A 25,649-nucleotide genomic window follows, 5' to 3' on the forward strand; every position below is an offset into this window, starting at 1 on the left:
GCTGCTGCCGGTAGCGTGGTAGACCCGCGATTTCCCTGCGCGGGGTCGGCCATCGGGGCGGGCTATGATCCTGCCACGGCCCGTGGGTCATATAATTGGACACTATGCACCGTTGCGCTGGACTCGAGGGGCCTCTGCCCTGGGCGAGCGGAAGTGACGGGCGTACGACGAGGAACAGCCCGATCTCACTCGATGAGACGCTCGCGCTTCTCGAGTTGCGCTTCGCGGGACCGGTAGACCTGTTTGCCGCGCGCGACCTCGGCCGTGCCGCGGGCTACGATCACGAATTGCTCGGCTGGTTCGCGGATGAGGCTCGGCGCGTCGGCGCGGTCGAACGCATCGACGGGATCGTGACGCTCGCCGGTGAGCCGGCTCGTGATGTCGTGCTGCCGTGGTTGCGCGGTGTCATGGCCGCTTGCGATCCCGACTGGGTCGATGCGGCAAGCGAGTTCGCTCTGCAAGCGCCTGCGGTGGCGGAGGAGTTATCGCACGAGGTGCGGCGGGCTACGACCGATCTCGTGGCGTTCGGTCTGGTGGAGCGCCAGACCTCGGGCCGACTCGGTTTCCGTTCACCAGCCATCGCCGACGGGATGCGGCGATTCGCCTCCGACGCGCTCGCCGCTAGAGTGTATCGGCGCGCGCTCGAAGGGACCCGGTACGAGCCCGCTGCTGTGCTCTGGATGCTCGCGGCAGGCGAGCCGATCGCCGCCGCAGTCATCGTCGATGCGGCGGATCGTCTCGCCGAGGGGGGCGAATGGCAGCAGGTGTTGCGGCTCGTCGACCTGGTGTTCGCACAGCAGGCCTCTGGGCTGGAGAGGTCTGCCGCCGCCACGGCCGCTCGGGGCGACGTCGCTGCAGCGGATGTCGGTGCACCTGATGCCCGCGCGTCTGATGCCGGTGCGCCTGGAGCTTCGGGAGCGGTGCGAGATGGGCTGCGCCAGGCTTCGGAACGTCTCGGCGTAGCCGAGCGGGCACGGCTGCGCATGCGCGCCGCCACAGCGGCGCGCATGCTGTTCGATACGGCTGAGAGCGTGGCCCGTATCGATGACGCCGCGGCTGAGGCAGCGGCAGCCGATGACCCTGCCGCTGCCGAGTTGCGGGCCGAGATCGCGGTGGCTCGCGCTGAGATATTGCACTACGGCTCCGGTTCGCTTGACGCTGCGCTCGGCGAATTGGCCGATGACGTCGCGTTGCCTGCGGCCCAGCGCGCGCTGCTCGCGGCGCATCGCGTGCTGCATCTGGGGTACGGCGGCCGCACGCGCTTGGCTGCCGAGGAAGCACGCCGTACCGCGGCACTGCGCCGAACCGCCTCGCCGCTGCTGCGCCTGCGCGTGCACGTGGTCGAGGCGCTCGCGCTGAGCGCTGCCGGGCAGCCCGAGGCCGGCTTGCGGCGCTCCCTTGCTCTGTCGGCCGCAGCCCGTGAGCTGCCCGCGGCCGAGGCTGCCGCGGCGCAGGAGGCGTTGCGGGTGGCCATCACGGTGACGGCGCTCAACTGCAACGGTCCCGCCGCCTATGCGCAGCTGCTCACTTATGTCTCCGACACGAGTGCGCACCCCGATGGGCCCGAACTCATACGCTATTTTTTCGCGCGGGCTGGATGGGAGCTGGCATGCGGGCGCGTGGCCGAGGCGCGTGCCCTTGCGGAGAAGACGCTGCGCGCCACCGAGCGAACCGACCCGAGCGGCCTGGCGCCCGCGGTCCTCGTGACCGTCGGGGTGACGGCTGCGCTGCAGGGCGAACTCGACATCGCCGCCGAGATGCTGCGCCGTTTCGAGAAAGCACGAGCGCGTGGGACCGCGGTGATCGGAGGCGGGCTCCAGTCGGGCGCTGCGCAGCTGCGCTTCCTGCTTGGGCGCCGGGAGGCGATGCCGCTGCTGCGTGAATCCGTTGACGCGTTCGTCGCCGAAGGGCAGTACGGCTATGCCGCAGAAGCCCTGTTCAGCGGAGTGCGTTTCGGTAAGCAGGAGGCGGCGGGCGCGCTGCTGGGATTCGCCCCGCACCTCGACGGCACGTTGCATGCACTGCGCGTCGACCTGGCGAGGGCGCTCGTCGACGACGATCCCGTGGCCATCTTCACGGCAGCCGAGGGCTTCGAAGCCGCTGGACTCGCGGTCTACGCCGCCGAGGCAGCGGCGAGCGTCGTGCGTCACCCCGGGGTTCCCGACACGGTGCGACGCCGCGCGGGCGTGATGGCGCGTGCGGCGATCGACCAGTTCGGTCTTGAGCACCACCCGCTGATGCGCGGCGTGCCAGGCGGGGAGGGAACGCCTCTGACTCCGCGAGAGCAGCAGGTCGCGCGGCACATTGCCGAGGGGCTCAGCAACGAGGAGATAGCTGCACGCTGGGGCGTTTCGCCGCGCACGGTCGAGGGGCACATCACGCGCCTGTACCGGAAGACGGGTGAGCGGAGGAGATCACCAGGGCGCCGATGATCTGGTGCGAGGCGAGTGCCTACGCTGAGTACGCGAGATGGCCCGCACTCGCGGAAGCGAATGCGGGCCATCTGAACGAGTTGCCCGATCTAGTTGGTCGTGCAGAGCTCGCTGAGCTCCGAGCTCGCTGCGGTGAGTGCCTCGGTCTTGTCCTGGATATCCGTCTGCAGATCCTGAGCCTGCTGCTGCAGTTCGGTGCTCTTCTCCTGCAGTTCCTCGATCTTGGCCATCGCCTCGGGATCGCTCGGGTCGAGATCCGACAGGTCAGAGAGCTCTTGGAAGCCCGACAGATCGACCTGCTCGAGCACACCGACGAACGAGTTGTACTCGGTGACGAAGCCGTCGAGCGCGGTGCTGACCTCTTCGTTGGTGACCTTCTTCTGGGTGTCGCTGAGCGCTTCCTTGATGGGCTGGAAGATCGCGTTGAAATCGACTTCCTCACCCTGCAGCGCACCCTGGAGGGCCTGCTGCGTGTCGGCCTGCGACTGCGTCACGACCTCGGTCATGGTCTCCTCGGCGATCTTGCAGGCGTCGGCGACGCTCTGCCCGCCCGAGCAGGATGCGAGCGCGAGTGCGAGCCCTGCTGCTGCGACGACGGCGCCCGTGCGGCGAACGATCGAATTCATAGTGAGTTCCTTCCCCCTGTATTGCAGGCACTCAAGCGAGTGCCCCGGGAAGTCTACAGACCCTGCCGCCGAGATTCGAACCGCGACCGTGACGGAGGGCGGCCGACACCGTCCGGCAGTGGCTGCCGGCGGCGAGGTCAGTAGGCTGGAGAGCATGGACAGCGCCAACAGAGACGCCGAGAACCGTGCGGATGCACCTGACCAGGACGCCTCAGCGGTCCGCGCGGCAGAGGCGCTGGCGCGCGTCGCCCGCACCGTGCGCACCATGGTGCGGCCCGGCGGCTGCGCCTGGCATGCGGCCCAGACGCACGAGTCGCTGACCCGCTACCTGGTCGAGGAGACCGCCGAGTTCATCGACGCGATCGAGCGGGAGCTGCCCGCCGACGAGGCCCGGTCGGAGCTCGGCGACGTGCTCTATCAGGTGCTCTTCCACGCAGCGATCGCGGAGCGCGACGGCGAGGGTTACGACCTCGCGGCCGTCGCCGACGCGTTGAACGAGAAGCTGGTCGCGCGTCATCCGCACGTCTTCGGCGACCGGGGCTACATGTCCGTCGAGGAGCTGAACGCGGAGTGGGAGCGCCTCAAGGAGGACGCGGCGGGGGAGGATCGCGGATCCCGCAGCCCGCTCGACGGCATCCCCGTGGGGATGCCCGTGCTCGCGCGGGCGGCGAAGGTCGTGGACCGGCTGCGGCGCGCGGGGCTCATCAACCCCTCGGCGACGGAGCGCTCCCACGAGGACCCGCTCGCGGCGGTGATCGGCCCCGACGAGCAGCGACTCGCGGAGTTCGGCATCGGCGACGCGATGCTCGCGCTCGTGACCCGCGCGAACGCCGCGGGAGTGGATCCGGATCGCGCCCTGCGACTCGCGGTGGATCGCCTCTCGGCCAGGGTCATGCACGGCGAGGGCTGACCCCGCGAGAAGGGTCAGAGAATGAGACCTCGCATGCGCGCCCCGGAGACGGCCGCGTGCCGCGTGGACACCCCGAGCTTGGACATCGCCGCCTGCATGTAGCTCTTCACCGTGCTCTCGGTGAGCCCGAGGGCCGCGCCGATCTGCGCGTTCGTGCCGCCGAGCGCCGCGTGCGCGAGCACGTCGGTCTCGCGCCGCGAGAGCGTGACCGTCGGCTCGTCGACAAGCGCGGCCTCGCCGTTGGCGGGGCCGCCGATCCCGGCCAGCCGCCGCTCGAGCAGCGAGAGGCGTTCGCGCAGCGCGGGATCCGCGACCTCGGCCGCGATGCTGCGCAGCTCGGCGTGACTGCTGCGCAGCGCCTCGAGCACTGGCGCCGGAGTCTCCGACTGCCGCGCCCGATCGAGTGCAGCGGCCGTGACGCGCCGTTCGACCTCGTCCTGCACGCGGATCTCCTGCCCGAACGCGCCGGCCACCGAGGCGGCGGCGTGCACGAACGACGCGCCGGGCACCGAGCCCCCGCGCGTGCCGCCGTAGAGCACGGCTCGCACGGCGCCGCCGACCATCACCGGCATCGCGAACAGCGAGACGATGCCCTCGGTGCTGATCTCGGCGTCGTAGTCGTGGGTGATGTGCCGCGAGCGGGCGTAGTCGGTCGTGAGCCGAGGCCGGCACTCGCTCATCGCCCGTCCGCCGAGGCCGCGGCTGTGCTCGACCCGCAGACCCTGCAGGCTGAGCGTGCGATGGCCGGCGAGCGCGGTGATCGTGGAGACCCCGCCAGATTCGAAGCCGCCGAAGGCGAGCGGGAACCGCGTGGCGCGCGCGAACTCCGCGACGGCGTCGTCGAGCGTGCGCTGAGCGGAGGCGTCGGTGAGTTGCGTCATCGTTACTACCAACTTTCGGGGGTGTTTCATGCTAACCCGAATATCTAGCATCGTGAACGCCACCGTAACGAAGCGGTGAAAGATCACGATTTCAAAGGAGAAACCAGTGACTGTACGCGCATCACACGCAGCCGATGGCGGGTACCGGACGGTTGCGCAGCGAAGCCGCGATGACCGGGAGGGGTTCTGGCTCGAGGCCGCCGAGCGGATCGAGTGGGAGACGCCTCCGACGGCCGCGATCGAGGAGCGGAGCGAGACCGAGTGGCGCTGGTTCCCCGGCGGCCGGGTGAACGTCTGCGCCAACGCGCTCGACCGGCACGTCGCGGCCGGGCGCGGGGACGACACCGCGCTGATCTACGACTCGGCGATGACCGGTACCCGCGCACGATTCAGCTACACTGAGCTGCGGGATCGAGCGGCCCGCTTCGCAGGGGCGCTGCGGGCGGTCGGCGTGGAGGCGGGCGACCGGGTGCTGATCTACTGCCCGATGACTCCCGAGGCCGTGATCGCGATGCTCGCGTGCGCGCGGATCGGCGCGATCCACTCCGTCGTCTTCGGCGGCTTCGCAGCGAACGAGCTGGCCGTGCGCATCCAGGATGCGAAGCCGCGAGTCGTCGTGACCTCCTCGGGTGGTCTCGAGCCGAACCGAACCGTCGCCTACCTGCCGCTCGTGCGCCGCGCGCTCGACATCTGCGGCGGCGGGGAGTCGAGCGTGGAGACCGTGATCGTGCACGACCGCGACGCTGTGCCGGGATCCGCGGCCGACTACGCCGACGACACCGAGATCGCGTGGCTGGACTGGGCGTCGCTCGAGGCCGACTCGGCTGCGGCGGACCCCGTGGCGATGCGCTCCGAGGATCCCCTGTACATCCTCTACACCTCCGGAACGACCGGCAGCCCGAAGGGCGTCGTGCGCGACAGCGGCGGATACGCGGTGGCGCTCTCCTGGGCGATGCGCAACATCTACGATTTCGGTCCGGGCGACACGATCTTCACGGCATCCGACGTCGGCTGGGTCGTGGGCCACTCGTTCATCGTGTACGGGCCGCTGCTCGCGGGCGGCACGACGGTGCTCTACGAGGGCAAGCCGGTCGGCACGCCGGACGCGGGGGCCTTCTGGCGCGTGCTCTCCGAGTACCGCGCCAAGATCCTCTCCACTGCGCCCACCGCGCTGCGCGCCATCCGGCGGGAGGACCCCGGACTCGAGGAACTCGCGGCTCACGACCTGTCGTCGCTGCGGGCCGTCTACCTCGCCGGCGAGCGGATGGATCCCGAGACCTGGCACTGGGTGAACGACGGGCTGCGCGTGCCGGTGGTCGACCACTGGTGGCAGACGGAGACGGGCTGGCCCATCTGCGCGAATCCCCGCGGCATCGAGACCCTCCCTGCCAAGGCTGGCTCGACGTCGGTGCCGATGCCCGGCTTCGACGTGCGCATCGTGGACTCGAAGGGGCACGACATCACGGCCCCCGGCACCGAGGGCAACATCGCGATCCGCCTGCCGCTGCCGCCCGGCGCGCTGCTCGAGATCTGGGGGAGCCGACAGCGTTTTATCGACTCCTACCTCTCGGCCTTCCCGGGCTACTACGCCACGGGGGACGCGGGTCACTTCGACGAGGACGGCTACCTGTTCGTCATGGGCCGCACCGACGACGTCATCAACGTCGCCGGGCACCGGCTCTCGACCGGCTCGCTCGAAGAGGTGCTGACGCAGCACCCGGCCGTCGCCGAGTGCGCCGTGATCGGCGTGCACGACGAGCTCAAGGGGCAGCGGGCGGCCGGCTTCGTGACGCTGAAGCACGGTGAGACCGTGGGGCGCGAGGACCTCGCAGCAGAACTCGTGCAGCTCGTGCGCGATCGCATCGGCCCGGTGGCGGCGTTCCGCGACGTGACGATCGTCGACCGGCTGCCCAAGACGCGCTCGGGTAAGATCCTGCGCAAGACCATGCGTCAGATCGTCGACGGCGAGCCCTACACCGTGCCGGCCACGATCGAGGATCCGAGTGTGATCGACACGCTCGTGGCGGCGCTCTCGACCACCGTCTCCGCACCCGCGACGCAGGCGGTGACGCTGCCGCGCTGACGCGCTCGCCGCCGGTCGAACGAGGCGGAGCCGAGTCGAACACCGCCGATTGAGCGAGGCGGAGCCGAGTCGAAATCTCATTCCCGTATTCCCATGAGGCAAGGAGGCCCCATGTCCACCGATTCACGCGCGCTCGATGAGAGCGCCCCCATCGATTACGAGGCGTTCCAGTCGCGCCCCGAGTTCCAGGAGTACAAGCACCGCTTTCGGCGCTTCGTCTTCCCCCTCGCCGTCGCGTTCATGCTGTGGTTCCTGCTCTACGTGGTTCTCGCCGCCTACGCGCACGACTTCATGGCGCAACCGCTCCTCGGACTGAACGTCGGACTGTGGCTCGGGCTCGCCCAGTTCGTCACGACCTTCGCGATCACCATGTGGTACGTGTCGTTCGCGAACAAGCGGCTCGATCCCGCCACCGTCGCTCTGCGCGCGGAACTCGAGAGCATCGAGGTCGGCGGATCCGGATCTGCCGGGTCCGCCGCCGAAGGAGGTGCACGATGAATACGACAGCGATCCTGCGCCTCGAAGAGGCCTCCGGGCAGCAGAACCCGGTGCTCAACATCTCCATCTTCCTCGCCTTCGTCGCGGTGACCATGGTGATCGTGATCCGCGCGAGCCGCACGAACAAAAGCGCTGCGGACTTCTACGCCGGAGGACGCTCGTTCTCGGGCCGCCAGAACGGCCTGGCGATCGCCGGCGACTACCTCTCGGCAGCGTCGTTCCTCGGCATCTGCGGCGCGATCGCGATCAACGGCTATGACGGGTTCATGTACTCGATCGGCTTCCTCGTCGCCTGGCTCGTGGCGCTCCTGCTCGTCGCCGAGCTGATGCGCAACACCGCGAAGTTCACGATGGCCGACGTGCTCTCGTTCCGGCTGAAGCAGCGACCGGTGCGCATGGCGGCCGCGCTCACCACGCTCGCGGTGTCGTTCTTCTACCTGCTCGCGCAGATGGCAGGCGCCGGCGGGCTCGTGTCGCTGCTGCTCGGGATCGACGACAAGCTCGGACAGTCGCTCGTCATCGCCGTGGTCGGCGTGGTGATGATCCTCTACGTGCTCATCGGCGGCATGCGGGGCACCACCTGGGTGCAGATCATCAAGGCCGTGCTGCTCATCGCGGGAGCCGGAGCGATGACGGTCTGGGTGCTCGCGCTCAAGGGCTTCAACTTCGGTGCCGTGCTCGATGCCGCCGTCAACAACCCGGAGAACACGAACGGCGCGGCGATTCTCTCGCCCGGCCTGCAGTACGGCGCGAACCCGATCGACTTCGTGTCGCTCGCCCTCGCGCTCGTGCTCGGTACCGCGGGTCTGCCGCACGTGCTCATGCGCTTCTACACGGTGCCCACCGCGAAGGAGGCGCGTCGCTCGGTCGTCTGGGCGATCTGGCTGATCGGCATCTTCTACCTGTTCACCCTCGTGCTGGGCTACGGGGCGGCGGCGCTCGTCGGCCCCGAGACCATCGCGACGGCCCCGGGCGGGCAGAACTCCGCTGCGCCGCTGCTCGCGCTGCACCTCGGCGGCCCGCTGCTGCTCGGCTTCATCTCCGCGGTCGCGTTCGCCACGATCCTCGCGGTCGTCGCCGGTCTCACGATCACCGCGTCGGCCTCCTTCGCGCACGACGTGTACAACAGCGTGCTGAAGAAGGGGCAGGCGTCGCCGCGGCAGGAGGTGAAGGTCGCGAAGATCACGACGCTCGTGATCGGTGCGGCGGCGATCCTCGGCGGCATCGGCGTGCAGGGGCAGAACATCGCGTTCCTCGTCGCGCTCGCCTTCGCGGTCGCGGCATCGGCGAATCTGCCGACGATCCTCTACTCCCTGTTCTGGAGCCGCTTCACCACCCGCGGCGCCGTGTGGTCGATGATCGGCGGCCTGCTCTCGGCCGTGCTGCTGATCGCCTTCTCGCCCGTCGTCTCCGGCAACGAGACCGCGATGCTCGGGGCCGGCGTCGACTTCGCGATCTTCCCGCTCAAGAACCCGGGCATCATCTCGATCCCGCTCGGCTTCTTCCTGGGGTGGCTCGGATCGGTCACCGATCCGGGTCGCGAGTCGCCGCGACTCGCGGCCGAGATGGAGGTGCGTGCGCTCACCGGCTTCGGCGCGGAGCCGCCGGTGAAGCACTAGCGCGGTGCGGCTCCGGTCCCCGCTCGGGACCGGAGCCGCGGGGTGGCTCAGGGCGATCCGCCGATTGAGCGGAGCGCAGCGGAGTCGAAATCAAGGATCCGAGCTGAGCCCGTCGCGGGGCACTGGTGGTGTGCGTGGGGCGGCTCGGGGTCAGGCACCCGGTTCCGACCACACCGCGCGGAGCACCGCGACCGCGTCGTCGAAGCCGGTGCCCTCGGCCTGGGCGGCCTCGGCGAGCGCGCGGGCCCGCTCGACGACGGCGCCCGCCGCGCGCGAAGCCCCGGGTGCCACGCGGGTGCCGGCGGCGGTGCGGGTGACGACCAGCCCCTCCTGCTCGAGCGCGCGGTACGCCTTCGCCGCGGTGCCCTGCGCGATTCCGAAGTCGCGCGCCGTCTGCCGCACCGTGGGCAGGCGCTCGCCGTCGCCCAGCTGCCCGGAGCGGATCGCACCGCGGAACAGCTCGGCGATGTCGTCCGCGGTGCGCGGGGCCGGGGAGTCCGGGTTCACGGGTGTCATCGCGCTGCCTCGGCCGCGGTGGGGGAGGGAGTCGTAGGATCCTCATGAGCGCGCTCAGAGTCCTGCGCCGCTCTCCGACGGTTCGTACGCCAGATGTCGACCGCGAGCCGCAGCAGCAACGCGACGCCGACACCCTGCAAGAACCAGCCTCCGAAGCGGAAGATCCCTGCGAAGCCCGCGAAATCGGGGGTGAGAGAGATGAGTCCGAGTTCGTCCTGCGGCAGTCCCGGAGCTGCGTCGTTCGAGGCCTCGACGGTGACCTGCCAGCCGCCGAGGTAGCCCACGAACATCCACAGCATGCCGAGTGTGATGATCGTGCCGCCGAGCGCGAGCGCGACGAGTATCTTGGCGGTCGCCTCGCGTGACTCGCGGATGCTGGGTGCGCTGCTGCGTGCGGGGATCGGCCGGTTGGCGTCTTGAGCGAGCGCGGTGATGAGGATCGCGAAGAGAATGGCGAGCACGGCCAGGGTTACGCCATTGTTCAGCCACCCGCCGCCGGAGGGATTATCGACGAAGGGGCCGTCGGGCAGGATCCGTTCCGACGGGGCGACAGGGATGATCATTCTGCCACCGTCAGAGGTCGGGTGGGCGATCATCTGCGCCCCGGTCGGCAGCAGAGTGGTCGTGAAGCCCTGCCAGACGGAGGTGAGGGCGAGCAGTACCGCCGAACCGATCGCGAGCCAGAGCTGTCCCTTCGGTGCGAAGCTCCACCAGTGGCGACGAGGCATGATCGCTCGCTCGCCGGGGGCGGGAAGCGGTTCGCGTGCGAGGAGCAGGGCGGCGACCCCGATCACCAAGGCGGCGGCGATGACGGGAGCGGGGCGGCGCCACCACCCGGCGACGCCGGTCGGATCGTAGCCCGCGAACGCGGCGACAAGGCCGACCGTCGTAGCGACGGCGACGATGGAGAGCGAGCCCCAGATCCCGATCCGCGTCAGCAGCAAGCGGCGATGGGTGTCTCCCGGCAGGGTGATCCACGGGCCGCGGCTCAGCCAGGTGAGTGCGAAGAGCGCGAGGCCGACGAGGATCGGAGCCTCGATCACCGGCATCGGGATGAACCCGAGCACGATGCGGTACCAATAGGTGACGTCCATGAGCGCCTTTCCGATGTGAGATCTATCTTGTATCGCAAACCTAGCACAACTTGTGTTCCTCGAGTGATACAAGTTGAAGTCTTCTGACGGTTGCAGAGGTACCGCCTTGAAGCGGAGTCTCAGATGGCTGCTTGATTTCAGCTGAAGCAGCCACCTGAGACTCCGCGTTCGCGCATGAGCCGAGAGCTGTACCCGGCCGCACGGCGGCGGGGGATAGCGACATCTCCACGAAGTGGGAGTCGTAAATGGCCGCATCGCCTCGGGGGATAGCGGCACAACGCGACTCCGACTTGGCTGCGGAACGGGAACGCGCCGCGGGCCCGGCCGAGGAACGGGCATGCGCCGCAGGCATGGAAGAATAGGTGACCATGGCCAACCCCGTGAACCCGCCGCGCGGCATGCGCGACTTCCTCCCTGCAGACAAGGCCCGTCGCGAGCACGCGCTCGGCATCATCAAGGGCGTCTACCGCGCGCACGGCTTCGACGAGATCGAAACGCCCGTGGTCGAGGACTACGCGCGGCTGCACGCGGGACTGGGCGGCGACAACGAGAAGCTGAGCTTCTCGATCCTCAAGCGCGGCATCCGGCCCGAGCAGTTGCAGGCGGCGACCGAGGCCGGCAACGCCGAGCAGCTCGCCGACCTGGGGCTGCGTTTCGACCTGACCGTGCCGCTCACCCGCTTCTACGCGAGCCACCGCGCCGAGCTGCCGCCCGTCTTCCGCGCGATCCAGATCGCCCCGGTGTGGCGGGCCGAGCGCCCGCAGAAGGGGCGCTACCGCCAGTTCGTGCAGGCCGACATCGACATCATCGGCGAGCCCGGGCTGCTGGCCGAGATCGAGCTCGTCACCGCGACGTCGCAGGTGCTCGCCGAACTGGGGCTGCAGGGCTGCGTGATCCGCGTGAACGACCGCCGCATCCTCTTCGGGCTGCTCGAGCACTGCGGCTTCCCGTCCGACACGCACGACCGCGCGCTCATCACCGTCGACAAGCTCGACAAGATCGGCGCGAGCGGAGTGGTGGAGGAGCTGCGCGACATCGATCCCGAGGCCGCTGAGCGGCTGGGAGCGGTACTCGCGGCCGTCGAACCCGCGCTCGCGGGCGACGGGATCCCGCTCACGGGAGCGGGCATCGGAGCCGTGCTGCCGGGCGCAGCCGAGAACCCCGGTGCGGCGGCGGGTATCGGGAACCTCGCTGCGCTGCGACGCGCTCGCCGCCGCGCTGCCCGAAGGCGTCGAAGTGCGCTTCGACCCGACTCTCGTGCGCGGCATGGGCTACTACACCGGCACGATCTTCGAGGTCGCGCACCCGGGCTCGGGCAGCTCGGTGGGCGGCGGCGGCCGCTACGACGGCATGGTGGGGCGCTTCCTCGGGCAGGACGTGCCCGCGGTGGGCTTCTCCATCGGCTTCGAGCGCGTGGTGGATCTCATCACGCTGCCCGAGTCCACGGGGCCCGAGGCGGTCGCGCTCGTGTACGACGCGGAGGTGGCCTTCGAGGATCTCGTGGCGCTCAAACGGGATCTCGTGGCGCGCGGGCACCGCGTACGCCTGGAGCGGCGGCAGAAGAACATGAAGACGCTGCTCGCCCGTGTCGCGGGCGAGGGCTTCACGAGCTTCGCCAACGTGCGGGCCGGGGTGAGCGACGCCGGGGCGCTGGAGTTCCGCCCGCTCGACGGCTGAGCCCGCGGGATCCTGCGCAGCCCGCAAGATCCCGCGCAGCCCGGAACGGCCCGGTGCTCAGACCTTCGGCCCTATTTCCCGGCCGCTGCGCATTGACCTCCGGGCGCGACAGTGCGACGCTGTCGAATGTGCCGCCGTCCCGAAGCGGCCCGATCAGGAGGAACCGCATGAGCACCCAGATCTTCGTCAACATCGCAACCGCCGACCTCGAACGCTCCAAGGCGTTCTACACGGCGCTCGGGTGCGAGATCAACCCGCTCTTCACCGACGAGAACGCGGCCTGCGTGGTGTGGGACGAGCAGGTGTTCTTCATGGTGCTCACGCGGGAGTACTTCGCCACCTTCACCGACAAGACCGTCGCCGACGCGAAGACCACCGCCCAGGTGCTGATCGCGCTCTCGCGCGATTCCCGCGAGGCCGTGGATGAGATCCTCGCCGCCGGGCTCGCGGCGGGCGGCAGCGAGCCGAAGGAAGCCCAGGATCTCGGGTTCATGTACTCGCGCGATCTCGAGGATCCGGACGGCAACGTGCTCGAGTTCCTGTACATGGATCCCGCCGCTGCCGAAGCGGGGCCGGACGCGTTCGCGGCGGCCGACGACTGATCAGTGCCCGTACCGCGCCGCCGCCCGGCCCGTCGGCGGTCGGCCGCTAGACTGGTGTGCGGCGGGCGCACCATGCCCGCCGCACACTTCTGCTCAACATCCCAAGCACTGGCATAGACCCAAGGAGCGCATGGTGGCATTTATCGACGCAGTGATCGCCCGAGAGATCCTCGATTCACGTGGCAACCCGACCGTTGAGGTCGAGGTCGGCCTGACCGACGATTCCGTGGGCCGCGCTGCGGTGCCCTCGGGCGCTTCGACCGGCGCCTTCGAGGCATACGAGCTGCGCGACGGCGACAAGGATCGCTACCTCGGCAAGGGCGTCACGAAGGCCGTCGACGCGGTGTTCGATGAGCTCGCGCCTGCGGTCGAGGGCTTCTCCGCCGACGACCAGCGCATCATCGACGCCGTGCTCAAGGAGGTCGACGGCACCGACAACAAGTCGCGCGTCGGGGCCAACTCGATCCTCGGCGTCAGCCTCGCCGTCGCCCACGCTGCGGCGGCCTCGGCCGAGCTCCCGCTCTACCGCTACCTGGGCGGACCGAACGCGAGCACGCTGCCCGTGCCGCTCATGAACATCATCAACGGCGGCGCGCACGCCGACACCGGTGTCGACATCCAGGAGTTCATGGCGGTGCCGCTCGGCGCCGAGACCTTCTCGGAGGCACTGCGCTGGGGCGTCGAGGTCTACCACTCCCTCAAGGCGCTGCTCAACGAGAAGAAGCTGTCCACCGGTCTCGGCGATGAGGGCGGCTTCGCTCCCGACCTGCCGACCAATGCGGAGGCGCTCGACCTCATCGTCGAGGCTATTCAGCGCGCCGGTCTCGAGCCGGGTCGCGACGTGGCCGTGGCGCTCGACGTGGCCTCCTCGGAGTTCTACGAGAACGGCGTCTACAAGTTCGAGGGCCAGGATCGCACCGCGGCCGAGATGACCGCGTACTACGCGGATCTGCTCGACCGCTACCCGCTCGTGTCGATCGAGGACCCGCTCGACGAGAGCGACTGGGACGGCTGGAAGCACCTCACCGACGAGCTCGGCACTCGAGTGCAGCTCGTCGGCGACGACCTCTTCGTCACCAACCCGGAGCGTCTTGCCGACGGCATCGCGAAGGGCGTCGCCAACTCGCTGCTCGTGAAGGTCAACCAGATCGGCACGCTCACCGAGACCTTCGACGCCGTGCAGCTCGCGCAGCGCGCCGGCTACACCGCCGTGATGTCGCACCGCTCGGGTGAGACCGAGGACGTGACGATCGCCGACCTCGCGGTGGCCACCGACTGCGGTCAGATCAAGACCGGAGCCCCCGCGCGCTCCGACCGCGTCGCCAAGTACAACCAGCTGCTCCGCATCGAGGAAGAGCTGGGCGCTGCGGCCAAGTACGCCGGACGGGGCGCGTTCCCGCGCTTCTCGGCCTGAGCGCTGCCGATCCCGAGGTCCTGTTGAGTGAGCTGATGCGGCCGACCTCGGTCGGCCGCGCGCCGCTCACGCCGATCGCGTGAGCGCAGCGAGTCGAAATCAAGGATCCTGAGATGGCGGACAGGCACGGCACGGTGAAGCGTTGGACCGAAGACCTCGGCGCGTGGGCGTCGAGCCTGCGGTTCAGCGGCTTCACCGCGCTCGTCGTGGTGCTGGTGATCGCCGGTGCCGTGATCGTGAGCCCGAGCATCTCCACCTACGTGCAGCAGCGGCGGGAGATCGCTGAGCTGCGCGAGAGCGTGCGTCAGCATCAGGAGGCCGTGAACGAGATCGATGCCGAGCGTGCGAAGTGGAAGGATCCCGTCTACGTGCGAGCTCAGGCGAGGGACCGGCTGTTCTACGTGATGCCGGGGGAGACCCAGCTCAACGTGATCGACGACATCGTGCTGCCGGCCGAGTCCGAGGAGGAGACCAACGCCGAGCTCTCCCGCATCGAGAGCACCTGGGCGCGCGGTCTCGCTGCGTCCTTCCTGAGCGCGGGATTGACCGACGCGCCGCCCGAAGAGCTGGAGGGGGTCGACCCCGCCGCTCCGGAGGATGCCTCCGACGCCACTGACGCCACCGACACCACCGACGCCGAGACCGGCGAGTAACCGCACACGTCCATGCCGAGCACCGCCGCATACTGCAGCGAGATCCGACCGGCTCGGGACGACGAGAAGGAAGACCCCGCATGACACGTCCGCCGTACGACCAGCCCGCCGCAGCCGATATCGCGGCGGTGAGCGAGCAGCTGGGCCGAGAGGCGCGCGGCGTCGTCGGCATCGCTGCGCGCGCCTCCGACGGCAGCCCTGCCGTCGTGGCCACAGCGCCGCGCCTGCCCGACGGGTCGCCGTTCCCCACCTTCTACTACCTGTGCCACCCGGAAGCGGTGGCGGCCGCCTCGCGGCTCGAAGCAGCCGGGGTGATGAACGAGTTCAACGAGCTGCTGGCCGACGACGAGGAGGTGCGCGCGCAGTATGCGCGCGCGCACGAGCAGTACATCGCGGATCGCGACAGCGTGGGGGAGGTGCCGGAACTGGCCGGTGTCAGCGCGGGTGGCATGCCGACGAGAGTCAAGTGCCTGCACGCCCTCATCGGGCACGCACTGGCCGCAGGACCGGGTGTGAACCCGATCGGTGATCTTGCGCTCGAACGGTGCGATTGGAACGGTTGAAGCCGCAGGAGACGCGGTCCTGGTAATTTTTCTCGACCGAATCTCGCGTTTTTCGTCGGCTTTCCGCTGAAACGGCCGTGGCCCCGGTGAAAACGGGGTAGAGTTGAGGCCGTGGGCGCGAAGCGCCCGCTTTTTTCTGTGCCCGCGAGGCGGGCGCACACTACGCTCATTGCATCAAGGAGACCGCTTCGTGGCGAAGAAGATTCTGATCGTTGGTGGTGGCTACGCCGGCTTCTACACCGCATGGAAGCTCGAGAAGCTGCTCCGTGCGGGTGAGGCAGAGGTGACGATCGTCGACCCGCTGCCCTACATGGCTTATCTGCCCTTCCTGCCCGAGGTCGCTTCGGGATCGATCGAGCCGCGGCACGCGGTCGTGGCGCGTCGTCGCCACCTGAGCCGCACCGCGAACATCGCGGGCAAGGTGACGGGCATCTCGCACGCCGCCAAGACCGCCACCGTCACCCCGAACGTGGGCGAGCCCTTCGAGTTCCAGTACGACCACATCGTCGTCACCACGGGCTCGGTGTCGCGCACCTTCCCGATCGCGGGCATCGCCGACAACGCGATCGGCATGAAGACCATCGAGGAGGCCGTCGCGGTGCGCGATCGCCTCGTCGGCAACTTCGAGCGCGCGGCCTCGCTGCCCAAGGACTCGGCCGAGCGCGCGCGCCTGCTCACCGTGACCGTCGTCGGCGGCGGCTTCGCGGGCATCGAGACCATCTCCGAGCTGCGCTCCTTCGCGACCTCGCTGCTGCGCCGCTACCCCGAGATCTCCTTCGACGAGACCGTATTCCACCTGGTCGAGGCCATGGGTCGCATCATGCCCGAGGTCTCGCAGGAGACGGCGAACTGGGTGGTCAAGGATCAGACCCGTCGCGGCGTCGAGATCCATCTCGACACGCAGCTCTCCTCCGCCGTCGACGGCAAGATCGAACTCTCGACCGGCGAGCAGTACGAGTCCGACCTCATCGTGTGGACCGCGGGCGTCATGCCCCGTCCGTTCCTGCGCGGCACCGACCTGCCGATCGGCCCCCGCGGTCACGTCGTGGGCAGCCCCACCCTCCGCATCACCACGGAGGAGGGCGAGGCGCTCGAGGGCGCATGGACCGCGGGCGACACGTCGCAGACGCCCGACATCTCGTCGACCCCCGGGCCCGGCGGATTCTGCGTGCCCAACGCGCAGCATGCCGTGCGTCAGGGCAAGCTGCTCGCGAAGAACATCGTCGCGGACCTGCGCGGCGAGGGCGTGCACGAGTACAACCACAAGAACGCGGGTGCGGTTGCCGGCCTCGGCGTCAACACCGGCGTGTTCCAGTCGGGCAAGTTCGCGCTGAAGGGCTACTTCGCGTGGCTCGCGCACCGCTTCTACCACGGCCTCGCGATCCCCTCGTGGGAGCGCAAGTGGCGCGTGTTCGGCGGCTGGGTCGGCCACTTCTTCCTGGGACGCGATGTCGTCAACATCGAGGCGACGCAGGAGCCCCGCGCGATCTTCGAGGAGTTCGCGTCGCGCCCCAAGGCGTAGCCGGTTCGGGATCCGCGATCCCGGATCTCCCGTTCAGAACCCCCGCAGCCCGGCGCTGCGGGGGTTCTCGCGTTTCTGCCCGCGGAGATCGGGCTCGGAGCGCAAAGCTTCGCTTTGCCGAGAGCTCCTTGCCGGGCCTGTGGGCCCGCGCCGGAGAAGCGAAGAGCTCCGCTCTCCGCTTAATTCTCCTGAGCCTGTGGGCTCAGCGCCTCCGGCGGAGAAAGGCTGACGCCTTTCTCCCTAAGCCTCCGGCGCATGCCGGGAGAGGAACTCGTACATCTCCGTGTCATCGACTCCCGGGAAGGTGCCCGTGGGCAGTGGCGAGAGCACGTGCGCGTGCATGCGGGCGCTGGGCCACGCCTTGCCCTGCCATCGCGTCAGCAGATCTGGACGGGGAGTGCGGCAGCAGTTCTCGTCGGGGCACGTCGAGACCCTGCGCTCGTGCGTATCGCGCCCCCGGAACCACTTGGCGTCGTCGAAGGGCACGCCACAGGCGATGGCGAAGGGCCCCAGCTCGGCGTCGCCGGTCTGCACGCTCGACCAGAAGGTGCCGGCGGGCGTGTCGGTGTACTGGTAGAACTCGCTGGTGCGGTTCGTGCGATTGAACGCCGTGCGGCCGCCCCACTTGTGGCACAGCATCTCGCCCTCGATCGACCCGGAATCATCGCTGGGGAAGGGCAGCCCGTCGTTCTCGTAGCCGCGCACCAGCGCGCCCGCCCCGTCGGCACGGTAGTGGTGCACGCGCAGATCGAGGTGGCGGGTGGCGAGGTTGGTGAAGCGGTGCGCGGCAGCCTCGTGAGTCACCCCGAAGGCGTCGCGCAGATCCTCGATCGCCAGATTGCGGTTGCGCTTGGCCTGCTGCAGCAGATCGACCGCCCTGGCCTCGGGCATCAGGCAAGCGGCGGCGAAGTAGTTGATCTGCAGACGCTGTTCGAGGAACTCCCCGTAGCTCGACGGTTCGGTGTGCCCCAGCACCCGGTGAGCCATGGCCTGCAGGGCGAGCGAGCGCAGCCCGTGGCCGCCGGGGATCGACGCCGGAGGCAGGTAGATGCGGCCGTTCTCGAGGTCGGTGATGCTGCGGGTGTTCGATGGTAGCTCGTCGACGAAGATGAGGGTGAACCCCAGCAGCTCCGCAGACATCGCGACCTCGCGGTGGGTGACGGCGCCCGTGGTGTGGCCGATGCGGCGCATCAGATCGGAGGCGACGAGTTCGATCTCGTGGATGTAGTTGTCGCACTCGCGCATCTGCATGCGGATGGCCGTGTTGGCGCGGCGGGCCTCTTCCGAGGTCGTGGCGGCGGCTCGGGATCGCCGGGCGAGTTCGCGGTGCAGGCCGACGAGGGACTCGAGGGTGTCGTCCCCGAGCGTGCGCGGAGCCCGCACGTGGGGGAGTCCGAGTCGCAGGTAGCTGGGGGCGGTCTGCGCGCGCTCGAGCTCGATCTCGAGTTCGCTGCGGCGATCCGGGGCCTCGCGTTTCAGCAGTTCGGAGGGATCGATCCCGAGCTCGCGAGCCGCGCTCTGCAGCAGGCCGAGCTTCGGCTCTCGGCGACCGTTCTCGATGAGCGAGAGCTGACTGGCCACGACGCCCACCCGCTCGCCGAGCTGGTCGAGGGTGAGTCCCGCCCGGGTGCGGAAGTGCCGCAGTCGTTTGCCGAGCAGCATCCGATCGAACTCGGCTTCGCTCTGGGTGGGGGTTACTTCAGGCGTCATGTTTTGACTATACGGCAAAAATCGCGAAAATTTCCGGGCGAAATGGTGCACGCAGGGTAAATCGCTTGCCGAGAATGGAGATGTCACCGATTCTTCACCGACACGGTGTGAACCCGAGGAGAACGAAACGTCATGAGCGCAACCCAGGTCATCGACGAGGAGATCACGATCACCGATCTCGTCCGCGCCAACGCGACCACCGCCAACGAGGAAGTGCTGCAGTGGGTGACCGAGGTCGCTGAGCTGACCAAACCCGCTGACGTGATCTGGTGCGACGGCTCCCAGGACGAGTGGAACCGCATCACGACTGAGATGGTCGAGGCCGGTTCGCTCATTCCGCTCAACAAGGATCTGCGTCCCGGCAGCTTCCTCGCCCGTTCCCACCCCGGCGACGTGGCCCGTGTGGAGGACCGCACCTTCATCTGCTCGGAGAAGCAGGAGGACGCCGGCCCCACGAACAACTGGGTGGCACCTGCCGAGATGAAGGCGGAGCTCATGCCGCTCTTCGACGGTGTCATGCGCGGACGCATCATGTACGTCGTGCCGTTCTCGATGGGCCCGGTCGGCGGCGCCATCACGCAGCTCGGGATCGAGATCACTGACTCGCCCTACGCGGTGCTGAACATGCGGATCATGACCCGCATGGGCCAGACGGCCCTCGACGGCATCACCCCGGGCAGCGAGTGGGTGCGCACCGTGCACTCCGTCGGAGCGCCTCTCGCCGACGGCCAGGAGGACGAGGCCTGGCCCTGCAGCGACACCAAGTACATCACCCACTTCCCCGAGACCCTCGAGGTGTGGTCGTACGGCTCCGGCTACGGCGGCAACGCGCTGCTCTCGAAGAAGTGCTTCGCCTTGCGCATCGCCTCGGTGATGGGTCGCGACGAGGGGTGGCTCGCCGAGCACATGCTGCTGCTCAAGCTCACCAACACCGAGACCGACAAGTCCTACCACCTCTCAGCCGCGTTCCCCTCGGCGTGCGGCAAGACCAACCTCGCGATGCTCCAGCCCACGATCCCCGGCTGGAAGGTCGAGACGATCGGCGACGACATCGCCTGGCTGCGCCCCGGTACCGACGGACGCCTCTACGCCATCAACCCCGAGGCCGGCTTCTTCGGCGTCGCGCCCGGCACCGGAGAGTCGACCAACCCGGTGGCGATGGAGACGCTCTGGGGCAACACCATCTTCACCAACGTCGCGCTGACGGATGACGGCGACGTGTGGTGGGAGGGCAAGACCGATGAGGTGCCCGCGCACCTCGTCGACTGGCAGGGCAACGACTGGACGCCCGATGCGGACCGCCCGGCCGCTCACCCCAACTCGCGCTTCACCGTGCCGATCCAGCAGACCCCCACGCTCGCGCAGGACTGGTACGAGCAGAACGGCGTGCCGCTCGACGCGATCCTCTTCGGCGGACGTCGTGCCACCAACGTGCCGCTCGTCGCGCAGTCGTTGTCGTGGGAGCACGGCGTGTTCGTGGGCGCGACCGTCTCGTCCGAGAAGACCGCCGCGCAGGAGGGCACCGTCGGCGAACTGCGCCGCGACCCCTTCGCCATGCTGCCCTTCTGCGGCTACAACATGGCCGATTACTGGGGCCACTGGCTCGAGGTGGGCGAGCAGCTGGGTGACAAGGCGCCCAAGATCTTCCAGGTCAACTGGTTCCGTAAGGGCGCCGACGGCCGCTTCCTGTGGCCCGGGTTCGGCGACAACTCGCGTGTGATCGACTGGGTCATCCGCCGAGTCGAGGGCGAGGTCGAGGGCCGAGAGACCGCGATCGGCACGGTGCCCGTCGCCGGCGAGCTGAACCTCGACGGCATCGAGGTGCCTGAGGCCGACATGGCGGAGCTGTTCGCGATCGACCCCGCGTCCTGGCTCGCCGAGGCCGACCTCACCGAGGAGTTCTTCGCCCAGTTCGGCGATCGTGTGCCGGCTGCCCTGCGCGGTCAGCTCGACGGCCTGCGCGAGCGCCTGAACGCATAAGTTTCCGCCGCTCGTGCCGTGCGCGGAGGTTTCCGCTGATTGAGCGGAGCGCGAAGCGCGGAGGTTTCCGCTGATTGAGCGGAGCGCGAAGCGCGGAGTCGAAATCGGGAAACCGGCCTCGCCTCCATCGCTTCGCGGTTCTGCGCAATCGCCGGACCACTCGTAGGCCCCGCCGTCCTGCCCGACGGCGGGGCCTGCTTTTTATGAGCTGAGCAGGGCGCTCAGCGACGGAGGATCGCGTGGCCTGCCGCGCCGGGCGCTATCCTGATGAGGGAGCACGAGGGAGGCAGGCCGGGTTTGGCCCAGTGAAGAGTGAGCAGCGCGCAGAATTCCAGATCGTGGGAGTCGCCGAGCCTGAACGGCGCCCGGCTCTTCACCGAATCCTCCGAGCGCGTAGTCGCCTATCTGAACCTGCACACCCCGCTCACCGATTGGTCGGTGTCCCGTGTGGGCGGAGGCGATCAGGTCCACCTGCACGTTCACCACGACCAGATACTGGACGTGGGTGATCGTGTCGCGTGGACGGAGTCCTTCTGCAGCCGGATGGCTGCGGGGGACACGCACGTCGTCAGGAACTCACGAATCGATCCGGAGTACTCGGATCTCGAGATCGCCGCGACGGTCGGTGCGTACGCTGGCTACACCATCGGTGACGTTCGAGGCGGCGTCTTCGGTGTGCTCTGCGGTGTGCGATCCGAACCGCTGCTCGAGGGCGAGACCGTCGATGAGCAGCTCCTGTCTCTGCTGAGCGAGATGCTCACGACCCAGCTCAGACTCTCGCGACACGTGGATCACGAGCGTCATCGCCTGGAACTCGCCGAAGCCCTCGCGCAGACCGATGCGCTCACCGGCGCGCTGAACAGACGCGGGTGGGACCGAGTGGTTGCGGACGCGCAGGAGCGTCTCGACGCATTCGGAGATCCCGTCGCAGTTGCGGTGGTCGATCTCGACGACCTCAAAGCGCTCAACGACTCGCACGGGCACGCCGCGGGGGATGCCATGATCGTGCGCGCCGCGGAAGCCCTTCGCGCCGCTCCCACCCAGGTGAGTCACGTCGCGCGCTACGGGGGCGACGAGTTCATGATCCTCTGCAACGGGACCGCGCCGTCCCAGATCGAGGCCGGGTTCAGCGCGTTTGCACGCGCCCTCTCCGAGGCCGGCGTGAGAGCGTCGATCGGGATCGCCGCGGCCGAGCCCGGTGTCGTCCCGGTGACCGACGCGATCACCGCTGCCGATGCCCGCATGTACGCGCACAAGCGCGCACGGAAACTCGACCGCCGCGCCCCGGCGTTCTCCCCGAGCGCCCGCGCCCTGTAGAGCGGATCAGCCGCGTCCAGGGTTCGAGAACAAGGCGGGACGGAGCGGAGCGGAGTCCCCCCACTGGGACTCGAACCCAGACTGCGCCGATTTTAAGTCGGCTGCCTCTGCCAATTGGGCTATGGGGGCAGCGACCATCCTCCCATGAGCGGGCCGCACGCGCAGGATCGGCTACTCGGCGAAGCTCAGGCCCGCGTCGCTGAGCGCCTCTTCGAGGATCCGCACGGCCTTGGGGCCGACACCGTGCAGTGCGAGAAGCTCCTTTCGGCGCATCCTGGAGATCTCGCGCAGCGTGGTGACGCCGATGGCGAGCAGCGCGCTGTTCGCCGGACGGCCGATCCGCGGCAGATCGCCGATTTGCTCGGGGAGGTCTCGAGTGGTCATGCGGTCAGCGTACAAGCTCGTCGGCGGATCCCGCGACCGGCGCCGCGTAAGCTGGTTCCGTGCTCTTCGCCAAGGTCCTGCTCATTGTGCTGATCGTGATTGCGATCCTGCTCGCCGCGTACCTGCGCGTGCGGGCCTGGCGGGTTCGCCGCGATGCGGAGCGGGCCGCCTGGCAGGCGGAGCTCGAGCGGGATCTCCGCGGAGACTGAGGGATCGCGGTGCGATGCGGCGCAGCCTCGAGTTACGAGGCTGCACTGTCACGAGTCTGCACTGCTGCGATTCCGCACCGCTGCTGACCCGCACCGCCGCGATTCCGAGCCCCGATCCCGGGCCCGGGGCCGCGAACCCCGAATGCCCGAGCAGCCGGGCACCCGAACACCCGAACACCCTTCCGTGGCCGCCGAGATCCCGATTTCGGTCCTCTCCGCCGCTGCTGAGCGACCGAAATCGGGATCTCGGCGTGATTCGCGGGGCGCTGGGCAGCGCGGAACCATGGCACGCGGGGCACGGGCGGGGCTCGAGACTCGGACAGCGGGGACCGGATTCGAGTCCACCGGGGGAGGTGCGTCCGAGACCCGCAGGCTCTACACTGCATCCATGACACTCGATCTCAGCGCCCCCGAAGTTCGGGCTGCGGCGGCGGAGCAGCCCTGGGAGAGACCGGAGGAGTACTGGTCCGCGTTCACCGAGGCGACGCGCGACCTGCCGGCTCCCGTCGTCGCGCTGAGTCTCGCGGCACTGAGTCGCAACGCCTATGACCTCACCCGGAGGGCCGGCGGGATCCCCATCCGGGTGGCCAGCAAGTCGGTGCGGGTACGCGGCGTGCTCGATGCGGTGCTCGCGCTGCCCGGGTTCCGGGGCGTGCTGGCCTATACCCTCGACGAGGCGTTGTGGCTCGCCGAGACCGTTGACGACGTGGTGGTGGGATACCCGACGGCCGATCGGCGTGCCCTCGCTCGGCTCGGCTCCGACGAGCGCAGTGCCGCGCGGGTCACGGTGATGATCGACGGTGTGGAACAGCTCGATCTCATCGATTCGGTGATGCCACCGGCATCGCGTGCTCCGATCCGGGTCTGTCTCGAGCTCGACGCGTCCTGGCGCAGCAGGGCTCTCGGGCATCTCGGCGTGCGGCGGTCGCCCCTGCACGCACCCGACGAACTGCGGGCGCTGGCGGCCCGCGTGGCTGCGCGCCCGGGATTCACGCTCGTCGGGGTGATGGCCTACGAGGCGCAGATCGCCGGGGTGGGAGACCGTCCGGCGGGGCGGACCGCCGAGGGGATGCTGCTGCGCGCGGTGCAGCGGGCCAGCGGCGCCGAGCTGGTGGAACGACGAGCAGCGGCAATCGCGGCCGTGCGGCAGGAAGCGCAGCTCGAGTTCGTCAACGGTGGAGGTACCGGCTCCGTCGAGCGCACGGCCTCCGAAGCCGCGGTGACCGAGGTGGCCGCGGGCAGCGGGCTCTTCGGGCCGCACCTCTTCGACCACTACAGCACCTTCGACGCGGCTCCCGCGGTGGCATTCGCCCTCGATGTGGTGCGCAAGCCGTCGCCCGATCGGGCGACGCTGCTGGGCGGCGGGTGGATCGCCTCGGGTCCCGCGGCGGCGGATCGCCTGCCGCAGCCCGTGTGGCCGGCCGGGCTGGGCTTCGAGCCCAGAGAGGGTGCGGGCGAGGTGCAGACGCCGGTGCGCGGCGCGGCGGCGCGGAGGCTGCTCCCCGGGGATCGCGTGTGGCTGCGCCACACGAAGGCCGGTGAAGTGATGGAGCACACCAACGAGGTCGTGCCGATCGGTGGAGACGGATCGGTGTTGCCGGCGATCCCGAGCTATCGGGGAGAGGGGCGGTGCTTCCTGTGACGGCACGCTGGAACAACTGGGCGCGCACGGAGTCGTCGCAGCCAGAGCTCGAGATCGCGCCGCGCTCCGCGGAGCAGGTCGTGCTCGCCGTGCAGCGGGCCCGTGAAACGGGTCACACGCTCAAGCCGATCGGCGCGTCGCACAGCTTCACGGCGATCGGCGCCACCGATGGCATCCGGCTCGACATGAGCCGGATGCGGGGTCTGGTCTCGGCCGATACCGCACGGGGCCGCGTCACGCTGTGGGGCGGCACGCATCTCTGGGAACTGCCCGCGATCCTCGAGCCGCTGGGCCTGGCCCTCGCCAACATGGGCGACATCGATCGGCAGACCATCACCGGCGCCACGCAGACCGGTACGCACGGCACCGGCGTGCGGCTCGGCGGGCTGTCGACGGGCGTGGTGGGTGCCCAGATCGTGACCGGCACGGGCGAGGTTCTGACGATCGACGAGGATCATCACTCCGAGCTGCTGCCGGCGGTCGCGCTCGGGCTCGGCGCGCTCGGGGTGCTGGTGACGGTCACCCTGCAGTGCGTGCCGCGCTATCTGCTGCGTGCCGAGGAGGCGCCCGAACCGCTCGAACAGGTGCTCGACACCTTCGTCGCTCGCACCCGAGGGGTCGATCACTTCGAGTTCTACTGGTTCCCGCACACGCGCGGTACCCGTACGAAGACCAACACGCGGCTTCCCGCAGCAGACCCGCGCGAGCCGCTCACCCGGTTCGCGCGCTTCGCCGACGAGGAACTGGCGAACAACGTCGCCTTCGGAGCCTGCACCGCGCTCGGCAGCGTGATGCCCCGGGCGACACCGCGCGTCAACCGGATCATCGAGCAGCTTTCGAGCCGCCGGCGCTACACCGACGAGTCGCATCGGGTGTACGTCACGCACCGCCGCGTGCGCTTCCACGAGATGGAGTACAGCGTGCCGCTCGACGCCGTGCCCGAAGCGGTGCGGGAGCTGCGCGCCATGATCGAGCGCCGGGGCTACCGCGTCTCCTTCCCGATCGAGGTGCGATCGGCCGGTGCCGATGGGCTGTTGCTCTCCACCGCGCACGGCCGCGACTCGGGCTACATCGCCGTGCACCGGTACTGGCGGGATCGGGATCGCGGATACCTGCGCGACGCCGAGGCGATCCTCGCCGCCTACGACGGACGGCCCCACTGGGGCAAGCTGCACACGCAGAGCGCCGAGACGCTGCGCGAGCGCTACCCGGCCTTCGAGAGCTTCACCGGGATCAGGGACCGCCTCGATCCCGAACGGATCTTCGCGAACCCGTACCTCGAGCGGGTGCTGGGCGCCTGACCGCACGAAGCAGCGC

Annotated in this window: 21 protein-coding genes, 1 tRNA gene and 1 pseudogene; 16 read left to right on the forward strand and 7 right to left on the reverse strand. The window is 69.2% G+C overall.

Annotation, left to right across the window (positions count from 1 at the left end; genetic code table 11):
* The first annotated feature begins 104 nt into the window (after positions 1 to 104).
* On the forward strand, positions 105 to 2,432 hold the full coding sequence (locus AMS65_RS02115; protein ID WP_083451413.1) for a helix-turn-helix domain-containing protein: 2,328 nt from the start codon (positions 105 to 107) through the stop codon (positions 2,430 to 2,432).
* A gap of 89 nt (positions 2,433 to 2,521) precedes the next feature.
* On the opposite strand, the gene AMS65_RS02120 is transcribed toward AMS65_RS02115, so the two are convergent.
* Entirely contained in the window at positions 2,522 to 3,058 is a 537-nt protein-coding gene (locus tag AMS65_RS02120) for a hypothetical protein (RefSeq protein WP_053382509.1), read from the reverse strand.
* 154 nt (positions 3,059 to 3,212) lie between these two features.
* Here AMS65_RS02120 and AMS65_RS02125 point away from each other — a divergent pair, with 154 nt between their 5' ends.
* Positions 3,213 to 3,968, forward strand: coding sequence for a MazG nucleotide pyrophosphohydrolase domain-containing protein (locus AMS65_RS02125; protein ID WP_053382510.1), 756 nt, complete (start codon positions 3,213 to 3,215; stop codon positions 3,966 to 3,968).
* Between the two features lie 14 nt (positions 3,969 to 3,982).
* Here the strand turns inward: AMS65_RS02125 and AMS65_RS02130 are convergent, their stop codons facing one another.
* Positions 3,983 to 4,849 carry a LuxR C-terminal-related transcriptional regulator gene (locus tag AMS65_RS02130; protein WP_053382511.1) on the reverse strand — a complete coding sequence of 289 codons (867 nt, stop codon included), beginning with the start codon at positions 4,847 to 4,849 and terminating at the stop codon, positions 3,983 to 3,985.
* A gap of 106 nt (positions 4,850 to 4,955) precedes the next feature.
* Between AMS65_RS02130 and AMS65_RS02135 the strand changes: the two genes are divergently transcribed.
* From AMS65_RS02135 to AMS65_RS02145, 3 genes are all read left to right on the forward strand, one after another.
* Entirely contained in the window at positions 4,956 to 6,932 is a 1,977-nt protein-coding gene (locus AMS65_RS02135; RefSeq protein ID WP_075200789.1) for an AMP-binding protein, read from the forward strand.
* A 111-nt stretch (positions 6,933 to 7,043) separates the two neighbouring features.
* Positions 7,044 to 7,430, forward strand: coding sequence for a DUF485 domain-containing protein (locus AMS65_RS02140; protein WP_053382512.1), 387 nt, complete (start codon positions 7,044 to 7,046; stop codon positions 7,428 to 7,430).
* The gene (locus AMS65_RS02145) at positions 7,427 to 9,049 is read left to right on the forward strand and encodes a solute symporter family protein (protein ID WP_053382513.1); all 1,623 of its coding nucleotides are present in this window, start codon (positions 7,427 to 7,429) and stop codon (positions 9,047 to 9,049) included. The genes AMS65_RS02140 and AMS65_RS02145 overlap by 4 nt, the downstream gene beginning before the upstream one ends.
* Positions 9,050 to 9,199: 150 nt before the next feature.
* Here the strand turns inward: AMS65_RS02145 and AMS65_RS02150 are convergent, their stop codons facing one another.
* Both AMS65_RS02150 and AMS65_RS02155 read right to left on the reverse strand, forming a co-directional pair.
* Positions 9,200 to 9,565 (reverse strand): GntR family transcriptional regulator, encoded by a 366-nt coding sequence (locus tag AMS65_RS02150; protein WP_053382514.1) that lies wholly within the window; start codon positions 9,563 to 9,565, stop codon positions 9,200 to 9,202.
* The gene (locus AMS65_RS02155) at positions 9,562 to 10,659 is read right to left on the reverse strand and encodes a hypothetical protein (protein ID WP_053382515.1); all 1,098 of its coding nucleotides are present in this window, start codon (positions 10,657 to 10,659) and stop codon (positions 9,562 to 9,564) included. The genes AMS65_RS02150 and AMS65_RS02155 overlap by 4 nt, the downstream gene beginning before the upstream one ends.
* A gap of 368 nt (positions 10,660 to 11,027) precedes the next feature.
* Between AMS65_RS02155 and hisS the strand changes: the two are divergent.
* The 6 genes and pseudogenes from hisS (at position 11,028) to AMS65_RS02185 (ending at position 17,090) form a co-directional block, all read left to right on the forward strand.
* A pseudogene (gene hisS, locus AMS65_RS02160) lies at positions 11,028 to 12,336 on the forward strand (histidine--tRNA ligase).
* A gap of 167 nt (positions 12,337 to 12,503) precedes the next feature.
* Positions 12,504 to 12,938 carry a VOC family protein gene (locus tag AMS65_RS02165; protein ID WP_053382516.1) on the forward strand — a complete coding sequence of 145 codons (435 nt, stop codon included), beginning with the start codon at positions 12,504 to 12,506 and terminating at the stop codon, positions 12,936 to 12,938.
* Positions 12,939 to 13,071: 133 nt separating this feature from the next.
* Positions 13,072 to 14,352: a phosphopyruvate hydratase gene (gene eno / locus AMS65_RS02170; RefSeq protein WP_206541958.1), complete on the forward strand. Its 1,281-nt coding sequence runs from the start codon at positions 13,072 to 13,074 to the stop codon at positions 14,350 to 14,352.
* Between the two features lie 113 nt (positions 14,353 to 14,465).
* Positions 14,466 to 15,005, forward strand: a complete 540-nt coding sequence (locus AMS65_RS02175; protein ID WP_241489305.1) for an FtsB family cell division protein — start codon at positions 14,466 to 14,468, stop codon at positions 15,003 to 15,005.
* Positions 15,006 to 15,085: 80 nt separating this feature from the next.
* Complete coding sequence (locus AMS65_RS02180; RefSeq protein WP_053382518.1) at positions 15,086 to 15,568, forward strand: DUF501 domain-containing protein; 483 nt, start codon at positions 15,086 to 15,088, stop codon at positions 15,566 to 15,568.
* A 190-nt stretch (positions 15,569 to 15,758) separates the two neighbouring features.
* A complete protein-coding gene (locus AMS65_RS02185) occupies positions 15,759 to 17,090 on the forward strand; it encodes an NAD(P)/FAD-dependent oxidoreductase (protein WP_053382519.1) in 1,332 nt (443 codons plus the stop codon).
* A 240-nt stretch (positions 17,091 to 17,330) separates the two neighbouring features.
* Here the strand turns inward: AMS65_RS02185 and AMS65_RS02190 are convergent, their stop codons facing one another.
* A complete protein-coding gene (locus AMS65_RS02190; protein ID WP_083451414.1) occupies positions 17,331 to 18,800 on the reverse strand; it encodes a helix-turn-helix domain-containing protein in 1,470 nt (489 codons plus the stop codon).
* A gap of 132 nt (positions 18,801 to 18,932) precedes the next feature.
* Between AMS65_RS02190 and AMS65_RS02195 the strand changes: the two genes are divergently transcribed.
* Entirely contained in the window at positions 18,933 to 20,780 is a 1,848-nt protein-coding gene (locus AMS65_RS02195) for a phosphoenolpyruvate carboxykinase (GTP) (protein WP_053382521.1), read from the forward strand.
* A gap of 312 nt (positions 20,781 to 21,092) precedes the next feature.
* Positions 21,093 to 22,097, forward strand: a complete 1,005-nt coding sequence (locus AMS65_RS02200) for a GGDEF domain-containing protein (RefSeq protein ID WP_053382522.1) — start codon at positions 21,093 to 21,095, stop codon at positions 22,095 to 22,097.
* 55 nt (positions 22,098 to 22,152) lie between these two features.
* Here the strand turns inward: AMS65_RS02200 and AMS65_RS02205 are convergent.
* Positions 22,153 to 22,226 (reverse strand) — tRNA-Leu (locus AMS65_RS02205).
* 42 nt (positions 22,227 to 22,268) lie between these two features.
* Positions 22,269 to 22,481 (reverse strand): helix-hairpin-helix domain-containing protein, encoded by a 213-nt coding sequence (locus tag AMS65_RS02210; RefSeq protein ID WP_053382523.1) that lies wholly within the window; start codon positions 22,479 to 22,481, stop codon positions 22,269 to 22,271.
* 59 nt (positions 22,482 to 22,540) lie between these two features.
* Here AMS65_RS02210 and AMS65_RS19940 point away from each other — a divergent pair, with 59 nt between their 5' ends.
* From AMS65_RS19940 to AMS65_RS02220, 3 genes are all read left to right on the forward strand, one after another.
* Complete coding sequence (locus AMS65_RS19940; RefSeq protein WP_169787566.1) at positions 22,541 to 22,690, forward strand: hypothetical protein; 150 nt, start codon at positions 22,541 to 22,543, stop codon at positions 22,688 to 22,690.
* A gap of 388 nt (positions 22,691 to 23,078) precedes the next feature.
* Complete coding sequence (locus AMS65_RS02215; protein ID WP_053382524.1) at positions 23,079 to 24,332, forward strand: alanine racemase; 1,254 nt, start codon at positions 23,079 to 23,081, stop codon at positions 24,330 to 24,332.
* A complete protein-coding gene (locus AMS65_RS02220) occupies positions 24,320 to 25,633 on the forward strand; it encodes a D-arabinono-1,4-lactone oxidase (protein ID WP_053382525.1) in 1,314 nt (437 codons plus the stop codon). Before AMS65_RS02215 ends, AMS65_RS02220 begins: the two co-directional genes overlap by 13 nt.
* Positions 25,634 to 25,649: the final 16 nt, after the last annotated feature.

Origin of the sequence: Leucobacter celer subsp. astrifaciens, from assembly GCF_001273835.1 — a bacterium.
Lineage (GTDB): Bacteria > Actinomycetota > Actinomycetes > Actinomycetales > Microbacteriaceae > Leucobacter > Leucobacter celer.